The following is a 20867-nucleotide window of genomic DNA, read 5'->3' as shown; positions in this document are numbered from 1 at the left end:
TCTCCTTACCATCTGTACTAATATCTTTACACTTGCAAAATTCTTTTATGATTTATAAAGCATAATTTAAGCCAAAAATAATATTGGTCTCCACAATAATAAAACCAATAAAATATATATATATTAAGAACTTAAAAATCATCAACTCAACTTTCTAGTAAGAAATATGCCTGGGTTATTTTATCAATCATTTTCATTGAGCATTTCATATCACATATAAATCAAATTTCAGTAAAGTCGTTATCAATGTGTGTTTTTAAATTTACAAATGCCCTCCTGACAATATCACGGCCCTATCTTCCCCTATTGCGATTTTTGATTAATGATTCATCCCAACAACACATCTAACAAGCAACCCAATTGTGCTTAATTGCGGAGTATGACAATGAGTGAAGTAAAAAACCCACTAGGTTTGGTTGGTATCGAATTTACTGAATACGCAACCCCAGATGCAGATTACATGGACAAAATCTTTGCTGATTTTGGTTTCTCTAAACTTAAAAAGTTTAAAGGTAAAGACATCGTTCATTACAACCAGAACGAGATCCATTTCTTACTAAACAACGAGCGCGGCGGTTTCTCTGCTGAGTTCGCAAAATCTCATGGTCCTGCGATTTGCTCAATGGGCTGGCGTGTAGAAGACGCTCAAAAAGCGTTTGATATTGCTGTAGAACGTGGTGCTAAGCCTGCGACAGATTCAGCAAACAAAGACCTACCGTACCCAGCAATTTACGGTATTGGCGACAGCTTAATTTACTTCATCGACGTATTCGGTGATAAAGGTTCAATCTTTGAAAATGATTTTGAAGACCTAGCTGAGCAAAACATTGTTGAAGATAAAGGTTTCATCCGTATCGACCACCTAACAAACAATGTTTACAAAGGCACAATGGAAACTTGGGCTAACTTCTATAAAGGCGTATTCGGCTTTGAAGAAGTTCGTTACTTCGATATCAAAGGTCAAAAGACTGCTCTGCTTTCATACGCACTTAAGTCACCTTGTGGTACTTTCTCTATTCCAATCAACGAAGGTAAAGATGACAACAACAACCAGATCGACGAGTACTTAGACGAGTATAACGGTCCTGGTGTACAGCATCTTGCGTTCTTAACAAATGACCTTGTTGGTTCACTAGATAAGTTAGACAAAACAAACATCGCAACGCTTGATATCGTTGACCACTACTACGACACAATCTTCGACCGTGTTCCTTGGGTTGCTGAAGATAAGCAAAAGATCAAAGACCACCAAATCTTAGTAGATAGCCAAAGCGAAAACTGTTACTTACTTCAGATCTTCACTAAGAACCTATTCGGTCCTATCTTCATTGAGATGATCCAACGTGTTGATGACGGTGGTTTCGGTGAAGGTAACTTCCAAGCGCTATTCGAATCAATCGAGCGTGACCAAGAGCGTCGTGGTGTTATCTAATTTTAGATAAGCTGAATAAATTAAAAGCAGCTGACGTTATAAGCGTAGCTGCTTTTGTAGTTTTTAAAGCTAAGTCGTTTTTCAAGCTTGATTTACTTTATTGAATCTCCATATTTAGACTTAGCCAATTAATGCAAAAGGAAAGACCATGTCTTTTATTAATGAAACGCACGATATTAATTTAAAAAGTTGGGTAAGCAGCGCAAACGTTGCTGGTAATGACTTCCCAATCCAAAACCTACCATTCGCCTCTTTCCGTCGCAAAGGCGCATCTGAAGAGTTTCGCGGTGGTGTTGCTATCGGCAACCAAGTATTAGATTTAGCGGTAGTTGCGGCTGCTGGTATTTTCTCTGGCGAAGCACAAGAAGCGGTTGAAGCGGCTAATGCACCAGCACTTAACGAATTTATGGGCATGGGCAAAGCACATTGGTCTGCACTACGTTTAGCGCTTTCTAAAGCACTGCGTGAAGGTTCTGAGCATCAAGGTGCACTTGAGTCGGCTTTAGTTGCACAAGATGACGTTGAATATGCACTGCCTTGCCACATTGGTGATTACACAGATTTCTACACGTCAATCTACCACGCAACTGCGGTAGGTAGCTTATTCCGCCCTGATAACCCACTTCTACCTAACTACAAATGGGTACCAATTGGTTACCACGGTCGTGCATCATCAATTGATGTATCAGGTCAAAGCTTCCCTCGTCCTAAAGGTCAAACAAAAGCACCTGACGCAGACGTACCATCATTTGGGCCTGCAAAGCGTATGGACTATGAATTAGAACTAGGTATTTACCTTGGTAAAGGTAACGAGCTTGGCGATGCAATTAGCATTGAAGATGCTGAAGATCACGTATTTGGTTTCTGTCTATTTAATGACTGGTCTGCACGTGATTTACAAGCATGGGAATACCAACCATTAGGTCCATTCCTTGCTAAAAACTTTGCGTCAACAGTATCACCTTGGGTTGTAACAACTGAAGCGCTAGCACCATACCGTACGCAGTGGCACCGTGATGAAAACGATCCTCAGCCACTAGAGTACCTTGAGTCTTCGCACAACCGTGAAGCCGGTGCTTTCGATATTCAAATGGATGTATTACTAGAGTCTGAAAAAATGCGTGCTGAAGGTGCTGAACCAAGCAAGCTTTCTGAGTCAAGTTTCAAGCACAGCTATTGGACAGTGGCACAAATGGTAACACACCACACAGTAAACGGTTGTAACTTTATTCCTGGTGACATGTTAGGGTCTGGTACACAGTCTGGTCCTGAGCACGAAGAAGCAGGTTCATTGCTTGAATTATCTCGTGGCGGCAAAGAAACAATCACACTTAACAACGGTGAAGAACGTAAGTTCTTAGAAGATGGTGACAAGGTTATCATGCGTGGTTGGTGTGAAGCTGACGGCTTTAACCGCATTGGTTTTGGTTCAGTTGAAGGCACGGTTTTACCTGCAAAATAAACTGTCAAAACTTAATAAAAAACACTATTCAAATCAAAGGCGTGCATAAAACACGCTTTTTTTGTGTTTTTAAGCTGGATTTTTGCATAAATATTGTTAAGGTAGAACGTTGTTAACAGGTTATTAAGAAATATGTTGTACAAGATCAGTCACCTAGCAAAAAGCGCATTTAAGCCAAAACAATTGTTACTTCGTCAAAATGGTGACGTGAGTATGTTTAACCTACCTAGCAGCCTGCAAGTAAGCTTGTTATGTGCGGCTGTTGGTGCAGTTTGCTGGATTAGTGTCAGCTCTTATGGTTATGTACAACAACAAGAGCAAATACAAACGTTAGAAAAACAACGCTTGACTGCTGAATCAAACTGGCAGCTAGAAAAACAACAACTAGAACAAAAATTAGCTGAGCAAACAAAAACACTTCAAGATCTTTCTCAACAACAGAACTTATTAGAGGGCTTAGTCGAGGCTTTACCTGAAAGTGTCTCTAAGCCAATAACATCAGAACAGCAAGCTACTCAAAAAGATGAATTTGAAGATCAGTCAAAAAACTTAGCCGATAAGCAAACATCATTACTAAACCACATCGGAAATAGCATCACTGCAAGAGCAAGCGAATTGCATACCCACTTAGATGAAATTGGTTTGGATAAGCAATTGGCACAATCACCAATCGCGCAAGGTGGTCCTTACCACCAGCTAGACACACAACATATTTCTAAAGATTACTTAAGCGTGATTGATAAGTTGGTTGAACTTAATGAGCTTGAACAAATGATTACTTTGCTGCCTGATAGCATGCCGGTAAAACAAGAAAAGTTTTATGTATCCAGTCAATTTGGTTATCGCAAAGATCCTATTACAGGCCGCAGAGCCATGCACAAAGGTGTCGATTTAGCTGGTTGGCATAAAACAGACATTCATGCCCCTGCCGCTGGGGTTGTGACAAAAGCCGGCAAAAATGGCGGTTATGGAAAATTTGTTGAAATTGAGCATGCCAGTGGGCTAGTTACGCGTTTTGGTCATCTTCATACCATTAAAGTTAAGAAAGGCCAAAAAGTCGAAAAGTCAGATGTGATTGCCTTGATGGGAAGTACTGGTAGAAGCACCAGCACTCATTTACACTATGAAGTCTTACAAAATGGTAAGCATATCAATCCTATAAAACTGGCTAAGGTACTTTCTCGTGTTCAATAAACTTAAAAATAACAGCAGCGCAAATTTACCCGCATTAATTTCACCCAACACCCATGTGACTGGGGAGATAGACTGTGATGGAGAGTTACAAGTAGATGGTAAGGTAACAGGTGACTTAAAAGTGTCGATACTCATCGTAGGTCAAAATGGTGAAGTAAACGGCAATATTACGGCTGAAAAAGTACAAGTTAAAGGCACGATCAACGGCAACATTGACGCGCAATCAGTGCACCTAGAAGTTACAGCGAAAGTGCATGGTGATGTTGCTCATGACACACTAACCATAGATGCCGGGGCGCATTTAGAGGGTAAGCTTACACATAAGCAAGCCCCCGACAATATCACTCCAATCAAAGAGCAAGCTAACGCTCAGTAATATACATAGTAATATCAGCATGAAATACTTTGGTTTTGTGCTGATCAAATACTTCTACAGGCACAATCAAGTCTTCTTTATCTTGCCACACCCTCGGTAAGTCAATCTTTGCTTCAGCCGTTAAAATACCGTCTGCCTTTTTAAGATATTGCACTGTCATACCTTTTGGGATCCAACGGTGAGTTTTAACTGGGACGGTTGCATCTGTCATGACACCTGCCACCAGCTCGGCAAGATTACACTGCGCAATGGCATGAATAGTACCAATGTGATTTTGAATCGAGCGGCGTTTCTTTATAACTGCAACGCATTTTCCCGCTTCTAAATGCGTAATAGTCGGTTTAATTGAACCAAAGTAAGGTGCCTTAATACATACAGCCTTACTAAATAACCAGTTACCAAATGGTAACCAACGCACACTTTTATAAATTCCCATTAATGATGCAGCCATGTTTTGCTCCAATTATTGTTCTTATTTAATTAGCAAACATAACTCATCAGACCAGTTTTCAGCAAGTTTTAAATTGAATATAACCTCAAGATAAAAGCCATAAATGAAAATATATTATCGTTTCTCGGTATTAAGTCCTGTCGTTTTTATTTTAGAGCGTTACAATACGCGCCCTTATTTAGGAGTGCGCATGTCTGATCCCCAAATTAACTCAAAACTCAGCGTTTTTATTCTCATTTTACTCGTTATTTTCTGTCCGCTTGGTATTGATTTATATCTACCAGCATTTCCTGCCATGCAGTCTGGCTTAGCAGTGAGCAATGCGCACATTCAGCAAACCGTTGGCATTTATATGCTCACCGTCGGTTTAGGACAACTTATTGCCGGTCCACTTGCCGACAAGTACGGGAGAAGACCCATTGCATTGAGTGGTATCTTTTTATTCGCACTCGGAGGCTTGCTTGCAGCAAACACCAATGACTGGTGCGTGATCATGGCTGCCCGAGCATTGCAGGGGTTTGGTGCATGTGCAACTTTTGTTACTGCTTTTGCCATTGTCAGAGACCAATTCGGTCATAAAGGCAGTGGTAAAATGATCACCTACCTCAATGGTATCGTGTGCTTTATACCAGCATTGGCGCCTATTTTCGGTGCTTGGTTAACCGTGCAATTTGGCTGGCAAAGTAACTTTATCTTTTTAGTTATCTTTGCCGTACTTGGTTTTATCTTGCTGTTTTTGCTGTGCCCTGAAACGCGTCCAAAAGATACAATTTATTCCGGCCATATTTTAGATTTAAGACGCTTTAAGCCTATGCTTGCAAGCAGTGAGTTTATGTTTAATGCCTCTATTACTATGGTTGCTATGTCAGCTATGTTGGTATTTGTCACTACAGCACCTGAATGGGTGATGACTCAGCTGGGTAAAGATATCTCGGAGTTTACGATTTGGTTTACTGTGAATGCCATAATCAGCATTGCAGCCAGCTTTATCGCCCCTAAATACATTCAAAGCGCACCTAAACAGAGCCTAATTTTTGGCTTAGCGCTGCTAACTCTTGGTGGCCTACTCATGATGGCGCTTAGTAGTGTCGCTGAGCCAGCTGCATTTATGTTGCCAATGTATATTGCCTCTATCGGATTTGCATTTACATTGGGCTCTGCAGCTGGAAAAGCGCTTGGCGGCTTTGCACAACAAGCGGGCACCGCATCTGCGCTCATTGGTGTGATGCAAATGTCTGGCGCTGCAGTACTTGCTGTATTAACACAACAATTTAGTTTTAGTGCGCCTTTTCAAGTCGGTATTCACTTAGTCACTTGTCTAATTTATATCGGCCTTCTAAAATCTTCAAAGACCCATCTTTATTATTCTGCCGATAAAAGCTAATTTAATTATGACTTCAATCTTAAAAGTGTCATATCTATAAGACATACTTAACATATTACAGAAATAGCGCTTGCTGTAGTAATAGTCTCATTTATTTTACTAAGCAGAACAAGGTACTACTTCAGCCTGTTCAAGCACTCAGACTGTAGTATCCTAACCAACCATTTTTAAGCGGGCTTTGTGCCCGCTTTTGTTTACCTCTGTATATTTTATTCAAACCCGCTTATACTCTGCCCCACTCAATAACAACAATAATATAAGTGCGATGCTCAACCCTGAATCCGTCATTTCTTTTTTAATTGCCAGCGCAGTTATTGCAGTGGCACCAGGTCCTTCAAATGCATTCTTAATGGCACAAACATTTACCCATGGTCGTAAAGCAGGTATGCAAAGTGCGTTAGGTTTTGCAGCAGGTGGGGTTATTCATACTATTTTTGCTGTAATAGGACTGTCGGCCATTTTAAAAGCCTCTGAAACGGCCTATGCGACGGTACAATATTTAGGTGCAGCCTACTTATGTTATTTGGGCTTTGTGACCCTTAAATATACGTTTAAAAAACAAATTGATTCTGAAGATAAACCCCATGTAAGCACCAAAAAACAAGGCAATGTATTTGTTCAAGCCATGATGACCGAAGTGCTCAATCCAAAAGTGGCGTTATTTTTTATTGCTTTTATTCCGCAGTTTGTTGACCCTACTCTCTCTTCAACCACTCTACAACTGGCTATGTTTGGTTTGCTTTACCCTATTTTGGCTTTCCCGATAGATTGTGCCTACATTTACAGTGGTGACAAAATCGCAGGATACTTTAGGCAGCACCCAAGCGCACCAATCTGGATTGACCGTTTTTCAGGCTTTATTTTTATCGCCTTAGCGATTAACTTGTTACTCTAACAAATAAAAAAAGAGAAATGAGTATGGAAACCAAGGTTGAGAAAATCCCAGCAAATAAGCACATAGCACTGGTTGCTCATGATGGTAAAAAAGACGCGTTAAAAGCCTGGTGTCTAGCCCATAAGAATACCCTTGAACGTCACACGCTTTCTGCCACAGGCACGACGGGTAATGTTATTGAGCAGGCTACAGGCCTTAGCGTCAATAAACTGCTCAGTGGTCCTATGGGTGGCGATCAACAGCTTGGGGCGAAAATAGCCGAGCATCAAATCCATATGCTGGTATTTTTCTGGGACCCACTGGCTTCACAGCCGCACGACCCAGACGTTAAAGCACTGTTGCGCTTGGCTGCTGTGTGGAATATCCCAGTGGCATGTAATGAAGCAACCGCAGATATGCTGCTGCATTCATCTTTGATGGGTACTGAATTTAGCCGCGCTTTGCCCGATTATGACAAGTATTTAGCAACACGGCTTAATACCTAGTATATCTTTATAAAGTTAAAAACGTTATCTGAACAGCTTTTCAGCCCACTTAGTTAAACCGGCGGTGACGCTACCAAAGTTATCGCCACTTAACATCTCGATATCGCCTAGTCGTTGTTTTAGCGCCGCCTTCAATAGTGGCGATTGCGCACTACCGCCCGTTAGATAAATCACATCAGGTTGTGTTCCGGCATCTTGAATGGCTTGTTCGGCCAAGGTGCAGATCTGCTCTAAACTGTTTTCAAGGGCTTCAGAAAGCTGTACATCAGTGATCAGCTTAGCCAAGCCTTTACCAATAAAGCCCATATCACAGTGACTCTGCGAATCAGCACTTAATGCAATTTTCATTAATTCAGCTTGTCTAACTAAACGGTGAGATAGCTTGTTTTCTTGTACTTTGATTAAACGCTGTAATCGCTCTGGCTGCTCTATCTCGCGAAGCATCGCGGTTAAATCGCGATGGTTTTTATCTGAGTAGAAGTCACTTTGCATTTGCAGGTCATTAATTTTACATGCTTGCCAAAACAATTGGTTAGGCATAGGAAGACCTGACTTAAACTTATCGTCACGACCAAGTGAATCTGTTAGTTCATGAAACGCCAATGCTATGTCTAAATCGTTACCGCCAATACGCTTACCGGTATGAGATAAAAAGTCGGCATTTCGGCAGGCATTGCCTCTAAAACTTGGCCCCATTTGCACAAATGAGCAATCAGAAGTACCCCCTCCAATATCAACCACAAGCACTTTTTTGTCAGCCGTTAAGCCAGATTCAAAATCAACACCCGCAGCCAAAGGTTCAAATAAAAACTCAACCTCTTTAAAACCTGCGCGTTTTGCCGCTGTGGTTAAGATACTAACCGCTTGTTGGTTGCTTTCTTCACCCCCAATGGCCTGAAAGTTTACCGGACGGCCAATGACAGTGTGTGTCAGTTCATATCCCAGCTGTTGCTCTGCACGCTGTTTGATTTGCATGATCATGGTGCTGGCAATGTCTTCAAAAAAGGCGATTTGTTGTGGCTTTAAACCCACTGCACCGAAGAATGATTTTGGAGATTTAACGAAATATCCATCTTCTGGAAAGTCGATATACTCTTCTATGGCAGCCTGACCAATAGAAATACCGGTATCATAAGACTCCAAGTCTAGGTCGCGTTTAATAGCCGGTACAGCATTTAAAAGGTGCGCCCTAGATTGTCTAAAACTCTCTACATCACCCTGCTTTAAATTATGTGCGACATAGTCTGAGATCAATGCGTTATGCTGTGCATATAAAGTAGAAGGCAAATAGTGTTTGTTGTTTTCTAATTTAACGAGTGTTACTTGAGAGTCACGCATCACCCCCATTGCACAATTGGAACTGCCGTAATCAAATCCAACTATCATTATTAACCTCCGACACAAAAAAGGTCGCGCAGAGTATCACAGATAAGACGAGTTTAAAATATTTCTCTCACCCTTAAAAACCGCGCAAAACGCGGCTTGTTATATTTAGTTTTATCTTGATAACGATAGGTGATCACAGTGCCTATTTTGGGCGGTTTTGCTCTGAGTGCATCGGTAAGCCCCGAGCCTACTTTGAACTCAATACCATCATCTAAATTACGCACTATCAAAGCGCCCGTTTTGCCTTGGTACTTACCCTTACCTTCGCTGTAACCAATTACAACCGCTTCAGCGTCTGAGTAGGGCTTATATTTTAATAGTTGTGGTGAACGGCCTGCTAAATGTGTAGCGGTGGCTAAATGTAACATTACCCCTTCTCCACCTCTTGCTACCACTTTATCAAAGTAATCATCTAACTGAGCTCTACTGGCAAAGCTTTGCTGTTGTACAGCTTGAATATGAGGCTGCTTCAGCACACTGACCAAATGCACATATTTTTTATAGCGTTCAGCAAAAACGCCTGAGACTTTTGGCATATCGAAGATCATATATTTCACTTTAAGCCAGTCCTCATCATTGCCGTTAAGCTGTCTTGCTAATCCACTGACAAACTCAAATTGCCCGTAGTCGACCCAAAGTTCTCCATCTAGGTAGGTGTTTGGCAACTTCTCTGTAAACCAAACTGGTGCATGAATTGAGTTACCGCGTCGAGTTTTAAGTTGTGTGCCATCCCAAATGGCACGCACACCATCATATTTTTCACTTACTAAATAATGTTCGACTTGGTGAGTATCGTTGAATACAGAAGCTAATTGTGCGGGTGAGGTATTCGCCCAAGAAGCTGAGCTTAACAATAAAAAAGCTAAAAAATAGAAATAATACATACGCATGACTCCTTATGCGCTGAAGTAAAATTAATAATGAGTAGACTTCCTAGCTGCACTCACTAACTGGAGTATTGATGACCTTTATATCGTCTCAAGATAAGTATTTTTTTGAATATACTCCCAAGCCTCAATAATATCATTGGCAATATAGCTGGCCTTGCTGTGATCTTGAGATTTAGAGTATTCATGAGGGATAACAACTGTCTGTACGCCCGCAGCTGTTGCACTTTGCAGTCCCGTTGTGCTGTCTTCTAAGGCAAATGCTTCCTGGGGCTTTATAGACAAGAGTTTAAGTGCCTTTAAATATGGTTCTGGATCGGGTTTTGGGTTAATTACATCATCTTTAAATATCGTCGCACTGAACAAATCTAATAATCCGTAGTGCGCTAATACAGGAATCGCTTCGTTGCGCGTACTGCCCGTTACTAACACCGAAGTAAACTGCTGTTTAGCTGCATTGAGGAAAACTTTCACGCCTGCTAATAACCTTGGCTTTACCTGCTCAGACGTTAAAACAAACTGCTGATTTTTTTGCTCACATAACCACTGAGCTGAGACATCTAAATTATGCCGTTTCTTTATTACTGTTGCGGCTTGTAAGGTAGGGACACCCGCAAACTCTAAGCAAAAAGCTTGCTCTGTATAATGAATGTCAAAAAGAGATAAAACATGTTGCCAGCTGTCATAATGAACGACCTCAGAATCAACCAAAGTACCGTCAAAATCTATCAGTAATGCTCGCTTTTCCATGTTTCTCTCCTTGAATTAATCGTTTTTAGCTTATTGCTTTAAGCTCTCAGGTACTTCTGCTGTTGCTTCTTCACCTGATTCAACCTCTACAAGCGTATAGCCTCGAGGTTGGCGTACTACTTTTAAGATTGGCTTTTCAAACGCAGACTTTAAACGGTCTGTATCAGCTTGAAGCTCTTCAACTTTGCGGCCAAAAGGTGCAGCACCTGTTTCAGACCAATTTGTTACTTTACCATTTAAGTTATATTCAACTTCGTGAATTTGATAAAGCGCCGCTTCATCTTTAGTTGCTTCACAAAAAATAACACGGTAATTCCAAAATCCAGACATAATTTTTCTCTTACTTTCAATTTAGGGCAACTTTACCAGCTCATTTTAGTAATACCAATCCTCAATGTGACTTATTTGAGGGTAATACCAATCCGCAATAACACTTAATCATTTTGAGGGATTAAACCTGATGATAGCTGTGTTAAAGATTTCTCATTTAGAACAACTAAATAACGAAATATTTGCCTTGCTACCAACAAGGTTTTCTTGCCTCAAAATAGACCACTTAGTTAAGCGGATTGGTATAATTGGCAAAAGGCTAAATACGATGTGTTCGAAATATAAAAAACCCGCAAAAATGCGGGTTTTTATTAAAACAAATTTCTATTAAGAAATAGGATTAGAAGAAGCGTACTTTAAATTCAGCACCAATGTAACGCTCTTCATTTAACATGCCTGTTAGGTTATTGAAGTCAACTCCACCGATAACTCTTTGAGTATCAAACAAGTTTCTAACAAATACTGACGCTTCATACTCATTATCCCCCCCAGCCCACGAATAACCTGAGCGTAAGCCTACTTCGAATAATTCTTTACCTTCAAACTCAGTTGCTCGATATAAGAAAAAGTCAATTTTACTTCGGTAAGATGCATCCGCATAAGTGAAGAATTCACCTTCACCTATTTCTGTAGAATAGCGTAATGTTGCATTTGCAATCCATTTAGGAGCATGTGGTAAAGAATTACCGTCGATGCTAGCTATTTCATCCATACCATCGCCATCTGCAGCAAATGGATTAGGAACTTGTCGATAAGGGTCTTGGATAGTACAAGGCGAACCACAAGCACCAACCTCAAGGGCTGAGTCATTCAACTCTGTCTTGTTATAGCTTAAGTTGAAAGTAGCATTTAACTCATCAGTTAATACCCACTCAGAATCAACTTCAAAACCATAGCCTGTTGTTTTATCTACATTCAATAAGCGATTGAAGTTAGCACCACCACCAACAGCCGTTAGCTGTTGATCGTTCATCTGATAATAGAATACTGTCGCATTCACACGACCTTGACCGTCTAATACGTCAGACTTGATACCCGCTTCAATTGAGTTAGTCGTCTCAGACTTAGCAACCGTTACTTCATCACCGAATAAAATACGACCTTGAACACTTGGTGCACGGAAACCGTTAGCGATACGTGCGAATAAGTTTATATCATCAGTGTACTTATAGGTTGCGCTTAAATCCCAAGATACATGGCTATCATCTGGGTTTGCAGAGCCTTCAAGGAAATCAGCTGCACCTACTGGAGATTTTGTACGCTTCGCATAAAACTCTTTTTCATCGTTCGAGTAACGAAGACCTGCTGTTACTTTTAATTCGTCAGATACTGTGTAATCAAATGAACCAAATAATGCCCACGCAGACGTGCTTTGATCTTGTACTGCATAACCATTTTGAAGACCGTAGTTGTTAGCAGTTGCATCCCAAGAAAGCGTATCATAACTGAAGCTTTCGATGATTAAATCTTCTTCGTATAAGAACACACCAACTTGGTAGTTCATATCACCAGAGAAGTTACTTGAAAGACGAAGCTCTTGGGTATATTGGTCGTGTTCAGGAATTGCATCAGCTGTTTCTGAAGGGAAAGGAATAACACCAGGACCTTGGAAATTGATAAACGCAGCACCGTAACCACCGTCTACATCTGCGCGAGAGTAGATTTCAGCACTTTCCCAACCTGTGATTGACGTTACTGTGTGTTCTTTTAAATCCCACTCAAGCTTAAGGCTTAGACCTTGTGTATTAACTTGCTGAGTAGAACGAGAAGCGGCATCGTGATAAACAACATCATTGTCATATTTAGGGTTGATGTTATTTGTGCCTTTTTCAATCAAGTTTGCACGGAAAGCGATTGGACGGCCGTCTAGGTCGCGTTTGTGGTAGTTTAAAAGACCGGTGAAGTCATCACCTTCATACAAAAACTGAACACGCGCAGCTTTTTCATTGTAACCACCAAGCGAATCTTCTTCTTCGAAGCCTGGTGCTTTCACGTCGATATAATCAGGACGATCTTGAATAAGTAGAGAAACACGCGTTGAAAGCTTGTCAGTCAGACCAGTACCTACAGCACCTTCAAAGTCAACAGAACCTTTGCTGCCGTATGACACTGCACTGTAAGCATCGAACTCTTGGCTTGGCTTAACTGAATCAAATTTTACAAGGCCTGCTGGCGTATTACGGCCAAACAATGTGCCTTGAGGGCCTCTTAGTACTTCAATACGCTCAATATCAAATACAGGGAAACCTTTAAGAATTGGGTTTTCTTGAACAATTTCGTCTACAACTAACGAAACAGGTTGTGACGCGTTCAAGTCAAAATCGGTATTACCCAAGCCACGAACATAAAAGCGTGGGAAAGTACGGCCGAATGATGATTCAACTGATAAACTTGGGATTTTTGCGTTCATGAAGCGAATATCCATACCCGCTGAGCTATATGCGTCTAATCCATCACCTTGAAGGGCCGACACAGACACAGGTACTTCTTGTGCATTTTCAACGCGTTTACGTGCTGTTACTTGAATAACTTCAAGTTGATTACTTTTAGCTTCTTGCTCTTCAGCATGGGAGGTAAACGAAGTACTTGCTACAGTAGAGAACAACGCTGCATTAACTAAAACTGCTAACGTAGATCTTTTGATTGCTTTCATGTTTGGGGTAAACCTTTATATGAGCACTCTTTTGTTCAACGGTAAAATATGGGCGCCGTATCACATTGGCGTGATTAGTTCAATTTTTCGCCTATACTAAAAATATAATGCGGACCTTATAAGCGAGAGTGCAAAGCGCTTTACAAGGCTGAATCTAACGCCGCAATTATAGCAATAAATTTCAAATTTGCTTTAAATAACCCACTAAAAGCAAAAAATAATAAATTTTATCTACAAGATTACCCATTTCAACAACTTTTATCTCCACAACAAACAGCCCAAGCAAGGACATTTGTCCTGTACCAACAGTGAAACCCGTTAATTTTGATGCTTTTTTCTGAAAGGGAGAGGCTTTAGGTTTGTATTAAAAACAAACAACTCAAAGTGAAGGAGAGACTATTTTTAAAAAATCTGCTTTTCTGTTTTTTTCATCGTAGCGAATAACGGCAATACCTGCTGTAGAAAAAATTGGCATATCACCAGGGCTTAGTTGATCGACTAAATAACTCACTATTGGCATGTGCGCTACCAAAAGCCAAGTCTCAATCTCTGGATTCAAACTCATTAAAGTTTCTAGGTAATCAATTGCAAATCGCGCATCGCCACTGGGAACGATATCTTTACACACTTCAAAATAATCTGCGGGGTTGTGTTTGAGAACTTGCTCGGCTGTTTGCTGCGCTCTTATAAAAGGGCTCACGAGTATTGCTTTAGGCTGATAATGCGCTTTAATCCACAGTGCCATTTCACTCGCTTGGCTTACGCCGCGTGGAGTCAGCGCTCTTGCTGCATCATCCGCTTGCATAGGGACAGCTTCACCATGACGCATAATTAAAATCGTTTTCATGTAACCTCAAACACTTAGAGAATAAAATTTTCCAAAGCAGTAGCAAATTCACCGCTTTGTTCGCTATATTAAAACAAAACTATCGACAATCCAAAGAAACCTAGCAGCGGTAAGTTAGTTCGATTTCGTCTTTTCTCTTTAAATATATCGGCGGCAAAAACTTGAAAATTAGTAACAATGATAAACGCAGCTATGAAACTCTCACACTCGACAATGGTCTGAAAGTACTTTTAGTCCAAGACGTAAACTCGAATAAATCTGCTGCATCCCTGACTGTTAATACCGGTCACTTTGATGACCCTAAAGATCGTCAAGGTATGGCACACTTCATTGAGCACATGTTGTTTCTAGGCACTCAAAAGTTCCCTGAGCCCGGTTTTTTTTCACAGTTTATAAGCCAAGCGGGTGGCCAAAGTAATGCTTGGACCGGCACTGAGCATAGTAGTTATTACTTTGATTGCGACCACCAACAATTTCCGCAAGCGATTGAAATATTCAGTGAGTTTTTTATCTCTCCGCTGTTTCACATTGAACAGGCCACAAGTGAGCGTAACGCCATTGACGCAGAATTTAAGATGAAGGTCAAAGACGATGGTCGTAGAATTTATCAAGTGCACAAAGAAACCGTTAACCCTGAACATCCATTTGCAAAATTTGCAGTGGGAAACCAGCAAACCCTAGAAGATAGAGAAAAATGTATTGCTGAAGAGTTACATACTTTTTTCAAGGCGCACTACCTAGCTCAGTGGATGACGCTTGCTATTGCAGGTCCTCAGCCAATTGAAACATTACGCGAATTAGCAATAGATTGCTTTTCAGACATTGCCGCAACTCAAAGCCCTAAACCAACGATTAACACACCGCTTTATCGCACTTGCGATTTGGGTAAATTAATCCACATAACGCCCAAAAAACAGATGCAAAAGCTTATCGTTAGCTTTGCAATGCCCAATATACCTAAGCTCTACAAATCAAAAAGTTTAAGCTTTCTCGCGCATCTATTAGGGTTTGAAGGGGAAGGCTCTCTTTACTCTATTCTCAAAGCTCAAGGGTGGATCAATGCACTCTCTGCTGGAGGAGGTGTGAACGGAAGCAACTTTAAAGATTTTAATATCAGCTTCGCCCTCACGGAGCAAGGTATTGAATTTTATGAAGATATCATTGAGATGCTATTTGAATACATCTCATTGATTGAGCAAAGCTTCGCTCAGCTGCCTGAACTCTATGCGGATAAACAAGCTTTACTGGAAATTGCTTTTGATAATCAAGAGCCAAGTAAACTCATTGAATGGGTTAATAGTATCAGCATTAATATGCACCACTTTGATGAAAACGACTACCTTGCAGGTGACTATGTAATGACAGGCTTTGAACCTCAATTACACAAGAAGCTATGTCGGTACTTATCTCCCAAAAATATGCGTGTTGTCTTGATCCATCAAGGGGTTGAAACGAATAAATCTGCACAATGGTACAATACTGCCTACCTAGTCGAAGATTTACCTTCCCTATGGTTAGAAACTTTAGCAAAAACGGTCGCGCCGCTACCACAGATGATGCTGCCTACTGTCAACCCATACCTAAAAGCAAAACAAGTACTGCATGACAGTGCTGAGATTTTTTCTGAGCCTAAAAAGCTCGAATTTAATGATGGTCTTAATTTCTGGTTCAAGCAAGACTCTGAATTTAAAGTAACCAAAGGCCACTTGTATATAGAAATAGACTCTAAAGTCGCGGTGAGCAGTATAAAAAATATGGCACTCACCAGGCTAATGGCTGATTTACTTATGGATGGTCTTGCAGAGCCATTCTATAGCGCAGAACTTGCTGGATTAAATTACCATATCACCTCACACCAAGGGGGTCTTACACTTCATACGGCTGGCTTATCTGCGAACCAACCTCAATTCGCTGTTGAACTTTTAACAAACATATTATCCCGTGAAATAAGTGCAAGCCGATTTGCTGAGTATAAAAAGCAACTCACAAGGCATTGGTTACAACACAACCATAATAAGCCTGTCTCTCAACTATTTAGCATTTTAGGTGCACATCTTATGCCCTGGAACCCTACACCAGAAGATTTAGCATTACACTTAAAACCAGTCACATTTAATGCTTTTGTACAATTTAGAGATACCTTCTTTAAAGCGATACATATTAAATCTTTTATGTATGGCAACTGGCTAGAAGTTGATGCTGAGAAAATGTTAAAAGACATCAAGCATACTTTTAAGCACAGTGAAATCTTAGAAGACTTAAAGCGACCTCTAACTAAATTGAAACATGGTTTCGTTCACAAGTTAGAGAAAGATAAATCTGAACATGGATTTCTATATTATATACAGGCAAAAACTGCTGATGCTGAAGAAAAAGTTCAACTCATGCTGCTTAACCAACTTGTGCAACAAGCTTACTTTGATGAGTTAAGAACCAAACAACAACTTGGTTATCTAGTCGGTGCAGGCTACGCGCCTTTTAACACTCGAGCTGGGGTCGCTTTTTATATACAGTCTCCAAATAATAAAAGTGATGTCCTATCCGAACGTCATAGTCAATTCATTGATCTTTTTACTGAAGAACTTACTCACTTAAGCAATGATGCATTTTTAGAAGCTAAACATGCTTTAAAGTTACAAATTGCCGAAAAAGATAAAAACTTGCGCCTCAGAGCGCAACGCCTTTGGGTTGCAATTACCAACGATGACCATTATTTTTCGATGCAAAAGCGACTACTTACAGCATTAAATTTATTATCTAAAGATATGTTTATAAAAAATGCTACAGCATTGATTAGTAATCAAGATTCTCATGCAAGGCTCAGTTGTAATTAATAACAGACCTAGAATTACTTTACTCTCGGTACAGCATAGATTAGATTAGTCAGCGAACTGAGAATGAAGCATCTATGATTAAAAACATAACAATAATGATGTTCATAGTGTTATTAAGCTCAACAATTAGCATGCCTTTAAATGCATGGGAGTTTAATCACCCCCCTCTAGGTATTAGCCCTTTTTGGTTATTGCCTTTTGGTTTGATCACATTACTGATTACATACTTATTATTTATCAACCGCAGGCTACAGCGTTCACAGCAAGAACTCATCATGTCTGAGCAAAGGTTAAAGCGAACAGTTGAAGGCAGTGGTGATACCCTATGGGATTGGGATATTTCTTCTGGAGAAATCGTTCGTATCAACGATAAGTACATGATCTGTCAAGATCAACCTGATGATAAAAATATTTTAATCCCAAATGCACACCGCATTCACCCACAAGATTTACCATTGGTAGATAAACTACTTAAACAACACTTTGCCGAAAAAAGCGCGTTTTTTGAGGCCAGTTATCGTTTAAAAGATACCCTAAATCAATATCACTGGGTGCTAGATCGGGGAAAAATCATAGAAAAAGATGCTAATCTTAATCCAGTTAGAATGACGGGTACTGTTCGTGACATTAGTCATTTAAAGAGCACTGAAGAACGTTTAAACCTCTTTGCGAAATGCGTAGAGTCTCTCACTGATGCGATTGCTATCTATGATAAGAATTATAAACTTGTCGATGTTAACCCAAGCTATTTAAAGCTCTTTGGAGGCTTAAGGAACCATTACTTAGGTAAGCTTTTTAGCTTGCCAGGCTATGATGAAAAATACATTAGCGAGATTAAAGCAAACCTTCGAGAATGTGAACATTGGCAAGAAGAGTTAAAGTTAAGAAACTTTAAAAATATTCTTCTGCCAATCGAAGTAAGTATTGATGAAATAAAAAATAGCCAAGGTCAAATTACAAACTATGTGGTTATCTTTTCAGACTTAACAGAACGCAAAAAGGCCGAATCGCAACTTCATAATCTTTCTAATCGCGATAGAACAACTGGCCTGCCAAACAGGAATTTGTTTTTTACTAATTTAAAAAAGCTGGCCCAACAGGATATTCACCATGCACTGCTTGTCTTTGATTTAGACAACTTTAAAAAGATTAATGACTCACTGGGTCATCAACTCGGAGATAGTTTGCTTGCAAAACTGGCAATGCGCCTAAATAAACTAGCTCGCCAGCAAGATACCTTCTATCGCCTAGGTGGTGATGAATTCGCCTTGGTGATGACCGGCACGAATGACATTCACACTATTACCAAAACTGCTAAGCAATTTTTAGCAGCCATTGCAACACCATTTAAAATGGCCAACCATGAACTAGTCATCACCTCTTCTGTGGGAATTGTTTTATTTCCTGAAGATGGTGCGACTCCAGAGATCCTTTTGAAAAATGCTGATACTGCGATGTATCACGCTAAGCAAAAAGGTAATCATTACTTGTTCTTCAACGATTCAATGAATGAACAAGCTGTAAAGCGTTTACAAATAGAGAATTTGATGCGTTATGGTCTCAAAGAAGATCATTTTGTTGTGTATTATCAGCCTAAAATGGATATCAAATCAGGCTTATTAGTTGGCATGGAGGCGTTAGTTCGCTTCATAACCCCCAAAAAAGGCATTATCAGTCCTGGAGTTTTTATACCGATAGCTGAAGAAACAGGACAAATCATTGATATTGGTGAGGTTGTACTCGACAAAGCCTGTAAAGATGTAAAGCGCTGGATAGACCAAGATTTATTTGACGGCCGCGTTGCCGTTAATTTATCTGCAAAGCAATTTAGCTTGCCCGACCTTACTACGCGTATAGATATCATCTTACAGAAGAACCATTTACCTTCTTATTTTCTAGAACTAGAAATTACAGAGGGCACGGTGATGGATGACCCCCAAGAAGCCATTAATGTTATGCGTTCATTAAGCGCAAGAGGTATTCACTTGGCAATCGACGACTTTGGTACTGGGTATTCATCACTAGCTTATTTAAAACAGTTCCCACTGAACACGTTAAAAGTTGATAAAGCCTTCGTAGATGACATGCATAACGAAAGAGGTAGAAACATGGTTGACTCAATCGTTACCATCGCACAAAACCTTGACTTACATGTTGTTGCCGAAGGGGTTGAGCAAGCTGAGCAATTAGCTGTTTTAGAAAAGCTCAATTGTCAAACTGTACAAGGCTATTATTACTCTAAGCCTTTGTCAGCAGAAGAGTTTACTGAATTCTTAAAGCAACAGAGAAAAGTTAAAAGCAACCAAAAAAAGCCAGCTCTAAAAGTCGTAAGCTAGTTTAAATATATTTATAGCAACAAAATATCTAATTCTTCCACTTTCTAGTCCTTCCTCTCTACTTGCTTCACAACGATACATAACAGAAATTACTGCTTCTAAAAACAGAAGAATAGAATTTAAAAACACAAAAAAACGCTTAATTGTTGCAAAATATTGCATTATTTAATTTAATAGCCCCCTGTAATTTCACATTTATAACTGTATTTTATTCATTTTTTCATAACCGATTGATATATAGTTAATTTAATATCTGTGTGAAATTTAAACTAGTCGTCATGGTCAGTTTTAGAGCTTATAAAATCAAGCTGCTAAACTTAAAGATTTAAGGCTAACAACTTCTCAATTTTGATTATGCTCTAAAGCAGCTGTAAGTTGCTAAATCCAGCTAGACTGAATAGCATGATTAAGATATTTTCGAGTAATATGTTATTGCCTTTAAGAATTAAGTGCTAAAATCAAACCATGTGGTTTTAATTAATAGTTACTTCAAGGATAAGAGCTATGAATAAACAAAGCGTACATGATTATTTGCAAAGTAAACCAGGCACGTTTATTACGCAGCCATTTTCGCAGGACAGCGATGTTTACAAAGTGCAACATAAAATGTTTGCCACCCTTTACGAAGGTAAAGAAGGTCAACTTGACGAAAATAATGAGCCAGTTTTTTGGTTGAATGTAAAATGCGATCCTGATGAAGCGTTAATTCTGAGAGATAAGTATGAATCGATTCTTCCTGGTTACCATATGAATAAACGCCTTTGGAATACCATAGTGCTTGACGGCTCTGTACCAACTGATGAAATCAAAAAATTTATTGATGATTCTTATAATATTGTCGTTGAAAACTTACCAACTGCTCAAAAAGAAGCTTTAGCAAAGCTTTCTTAATCTGAAAAATAGTGTAATGGCCTCCCTCGTAAAATACGAGGGCCATTCCACACCTCTTCTAATCAGTTTCAAGAAACACATCACATGAAAAAAATAGCTGTATAAACCAGTGGTGGTGATGCTCCGGGAATGAATGCTGCCATACGCTCTATCGTCCTAGCTTGTGAGTACAATCAACCAGTTTGTATTGGCTTTTTTCATGGCTATAACGGATTAATCGACGATTAGGCAATCAAGTTAAACTCTGACCTAGTTAACCTCAGATCTGTATAAG

At 39.9% G+C, this 20867-nt stretch carries 17 protein-coding genes and 1 pseudogene; 11 read left to right on the top strand and 7 right to left on the bottom strand.

What is annotated here, in order from left to right; all coding sequences use genetic code 11:
• The first annotated feature begins 385 nt into the window (after positions 1-385).
• From hppD to CWB72_RS19020, 4 genes are all read left to right on the top strand, one after another.
• Positions 386-1432 (top strand): 4-hydroxyphenylpyruvate dioxygenase, encoded by a 1047-nt coding sequence (gene hppD, locus CWB72_RS19035; RefSeq protein WP_130253968.1) that lies wholly within the window; start codon positions 386-388, stop codon positions 1430-1432.
• 148 nt (positions 1433-1580) lie between these two features.
• Positions 1581-2894 (top strand): fumarylacetoacetase, encoded by a 1314-nt coding sequence (gene fahA, locus CWB72_RS19030; RefSeq protein WP_138634708.1) that lies wholly within the window; start codon positions 1581-1583, stop codon positions 2892-2894.
• Positions 2895-3026: 132 nt separating this feature from the next.
• On the top strand, positions 3027-4088 hold the full coding sequence (locus CWB72_RS19025) for a M23 family metallopeptidase (RefSeq protein WP_138634705.1): 1062 nt from the start codon (positions 3027-3029) through the stop codon (positions 4086-4088).
• Positions 4078-4464, top strand: coding sequence for a bactofilin family protein (locus tag CWB72_RS19020; protein ID WP_130253970.1), 387 nt, complete (start codon positions 4078-4080; stop codon positions 4462-4464). The genes CWB72_RS19025 and CWB72_RS19020 overlap by 11 nt, the downstream gene beginning before the upstream one ends.
• On the opposite strand, the gene CWB72_RS19015 is transcribed toward CWB72_RS19020, so the two are convergent.
• On the bottom strand, positions 4451-4915 hold the full coding sequence (locus CWB72_RS19015) for a hotdog fold domain-containing protein (RefSeq protein ID WP_138634703.1): 465 nt from the start codon (positions 4913-4915) through the stop codon (positions 4451-4453). The two genes, CWB72_RS19020 and CWB72_RS19015, sit on opposite strands and share 14 nt — an antisense overlap.
• 190 nt (positions 4916-5105) lie before the next feature.
• On the opposite strand from CWB72_RS19015, the gene CWB72_RS19010 reads away from it, so the two are divergent.
• The 3 genes from CWB72_RS19010 to CWB72_RS19000 all read left to right on the top strand — a co-directional run bounded on the left by CWB72_RS19010 (position 5106) and on the right by CWB72_RS19000 (position 7679).
• Positions 5106-6299, top strand: coding sequence for a multidrug effflux MFS transporter (locus CWB72_RS19010; RefSeq protein WP_138634700.1), 1194 nt, complete (start codon positions 5106-5108; stop codon positions 6297-6299).
• A 265-nt stretch (positions 6300-6564) separates the two neighbouring features.
• A complete protein-coding gene (locus CWB72_RS19005) occupies positions 6565-7194 on the top strand; it encodes a LysE family translocator (RefSeq protein ID WP_138634697.1) in 630 nt (209 codons plus the stop codon).
• A gap of 23 nt (positions 7195-7217) precedes the next feature.
• On the top strand, positions 7218-7679 hold the full coding sequence (locus CWB72_RS19000) for a methylglyoxal synthase (protein ID WP_138634694.1): 462 nt from the start codon (positions 7218-7220) through the stop codon (positions 7677-7679).
• Positions 7680-7703: 24 nt separating this feature from the next.
• Here CWB72_RS19000 and yegD read toward each other — a convergent pair whose 3' ends face one another.
• From yegD to sixA, 6 genes are all read right to left on the bottom strand, one after another.
• The gene (gene yegD / locus CWB72_RS18995; RefSeq protein ID WP_138634691.1) at positions 7704-9065 is read right to left on the bottom strand and encodes a molecular chaperone; all 1362 of its coding nucleotides are present in this window, start codon (positions 9063-9065) and stop codon (positions 7704-7706) included.
• Positions 9066-9118: 53 nt separating this feature from the next.
• Positions 9119-9955 (bottom strand): DNA ligase, encoded by an 837-nt coding sequence (locus CWB72_RS18990; RefSeq protein WP_138634688.1) that lies wholly within the window; start codon positions 9953-9955, stop codon positions 9119-9121.
• Between the two features lie 78 nt (positions 9956-10033).
• Positions 10034-10702, bottom strand: coding sequence for an HAD family hydrolase (locus tag CWB72_RS18985; protein ID WP_138634685.1), 669 nt, complete (start codon positions 10700-10702; stop codon positions 10034-10036).
• 30 nt (positions 10703-10732) lie between these two features.
• On the bottom strand, positions 10733-11032 hold the full coding sequence (locus CWB72_RS18980) for a hypothetical protein (protein WP_138634682.1): 300 nt from the start codon (positions 11030-11032) through the stop codon (positions 10733-10735).
• A gap of 340 nt (positions 11033-11372) precedes the next feature.
• On the bottom strand, positions 11373-13685 hold the full coding sequence (locus CWB72_RS18975; RefSeq protein WP_138634679.1) for a TonB-dependent receptor: 2313 nt from the start codon (positions 13683-13685) through the stop codon (positions 11373-11375).
• Between the two features lie 379 nt (positions 13686-14064).
• On the bottom strand, positions 14065-14532 hold the full coding sequence (sixA, locus tag CWB72_RS18970; RefSeq protein ID WP_138634676.1) for a phosphohistidine phosphatase SixA: 468 nt from the start codon (positions 14530-14532) through the stop codon (positions 14065-14067).
• A 161-nt stretch (positions 14533-14693) separates the two neighbouring features.
• On the opposite strand from sixA, the gene CWB72_RS18965 reads away from it, so the two are divergent.
• The 4 genes and pseudogenes from CWB72_RS18965 to CWB72_RS20955 form a co-directional block, all read left to right on the top strand.
• A complete protein-coding gene (locus tag CWB72_RS18965) occupies positions 14694-17366 on the top strand; it encodes an insulinase family protein (RefSeq protein ID WP_138634673.1) in 2673 nt (890 codons plus the stop codon).
• A 74-nt stretch (positions 17367-17440) separates the two neighbouring features.
• Entirely contained in the window at positions 17441-19702 is a 2262-nt protein-coding gene (locus CWB72_RS18960; RefSeq protein ID WP_138634670.1) for a putative bifunctional diguanylate cyclase/phosphodiesterase, read from the top strand.
• Between the two features lie 504 nt (positions 19703-20206).
• Positions 20207-20593 (top strand): MmcQ/YjbR family DNA-binding protein, encoded by a 387-nt coding sequence (locus CWB72_RS18955; RefSeq protein WP_130253983.1) that lies wholly within the window; start codon positions 20207-20209, stop codon positions 20591-20593.
• 84 nt (positions 20594-20677) lie between these two features.
• Positions 20678-20815 (top strand): annotated as a pseudogene (locus CWB72_RS20955) (6-phosphofructokinase); the annotation flags it as partial.
• Between the last annotated feature and the right edge of the window lie 52 nt (positions 20816-20867).

This window comes from Pseudoalteromonas phenolica (genome assembly GCF_005886345.1).
Lineage (GTDB): Bacteria > Pseudomonadota > Gammaproteobacteria > Enterobacterales > Alteromonadaceae > Pseudoalteromonas > Pseudoalteromonas phenolica_A.
The sequence above is the reverse complement of the archived record's forward strand: the minus strand, read 5'-3'. Positions and strand labels throughout refer to the sequence as shown.